At 39.3% G+C, this 1,325-nt stretch carries 1 protein-coding gene; it reads left to right on the top strand.

Annotated elements, in window-relative coordinates; all coding sequences use genetic code 11:
- Positions 1-1,256 (top strand): colicin E3/pyocin S6 family cytotoxin (locus tag Q0393_RS01720; RefSeq protein WP_298977398.1); only part of this gene is annotated, 1,256 nt, incomplete at its 5' end.
- Positions 1,257-1,325: the final 69 nt, after the last annotated feature.

Raw genomic sequence — 1,325 nt, 5'->3', positions numbered from 1 at the left:
TTGATGCAAGCGTGGATATGAGGTTGTTTAGCGAAGGGGGAAGGAATGAGATAAAGGATGAGCTTAATAGGGGGAGTGCGATATACAAAGCTATAAATTTAATAGCAACTACTGAGAATGCGAAAGCCTATAAAATATTTGACTATATAGGAGGCTTTACTAGCGGATACGATAAAGATAGTATGTCGCTTGCGGCAAATCTTGACGTACTAAACGATCCTCGCGCCGATATATTTAAAAAGCAACGAGCCGCACAGGATATAGCAAATCAAATGGGGGTAAAGGTTAAATTTGCCAATCTAAATAGAGGAAGCGGAGGAAAATTTAACTCAGACGATCCGAATGCCGTATATATCAATACGAAGCACATTAGCAATGCGAAAGAATTTATGACATCTTTGCGACACGAGCTTGTTCATCGCAGCGATAATAAACGAGGCTCTTTCATACCTAAAGATCCCGCGCAAAATCAATTCGCTACCAACTATGCCCTAGGCATGCTAAGTATGTCGGAAAAGGCTTTAAGATTAAACGGTAGAAGCCTTAACGACTATTCGCCTAAAGTAAATCCTAACGACAAAACCGTCGTAGCCGATACCAGATACTTTTACTCGCTGGATCAGAGGAAGAGCGATGATGTTGCTGTGGCAGCTATTCTGCCTATTATAGAGGCAGCCTCTGCTTCTATCTTTTTTATTAAGACTAGACAGTTATCAAAAGATTTTGGAAATTGGTTAACAAACTGGTATGAAGGTGATCAATACAATGCCTACTGGAATTCTCCTGGAAAATATCCTGATAATGGCGGCACTACTAAGGAACGATCAAACATAAATTATGATAGAATTCTAAACGATTTAGAAAATAAAAATATACAGGCAAGAAGCTGGGACAAAAATGATCATATAAAAATATTCCCTAAAAATAGAGAAGAAAAACTACCATACACTCAAATGCCTCAATCGCCTATAAAACCAGAGCTAACGATCGGCGGCGGTATTCAGGGTAGAGAAACGGGATTTGGGGAAAATATTATTGGGTATATACCAGCGCCAAAAACTAAAGACTTGAAAGGCTTTCCTGGATTGACTAAGGACAGGCGAAAAACTCCGATACAAGGAGGCGGTGGATTAAGGAAGCGATGGAAAGACAAAAAGGGTAATATTTATGAGTGGGATTATCGGCACGGGGGACTAGAAAAATATGATAAGCAAGGGTGGCATTTGGGTCAATTTGACCATATAACTGGCAAATAAACTAAACCCGCGGATAAAACAAGAAGGATTCAAAAATGAAAAGCGTAAAAGGTATTTTCCGTTATCTTT

This window comes from uncultured Campylobacter sp., from assembly GCF_938015785.1.
In the GTDB taxonomy this organism is placed as follows: Bacteria; Campylobacterota; Campylobacteria; order Campylobacterales; family Campylobacteraceae; genus Campylobacter_B.
The sequence above is the reverse complement of the archived record's forward strand: the minus strand, read 5'-3'. Positions and strand labels throughout refer to the sequence as shown.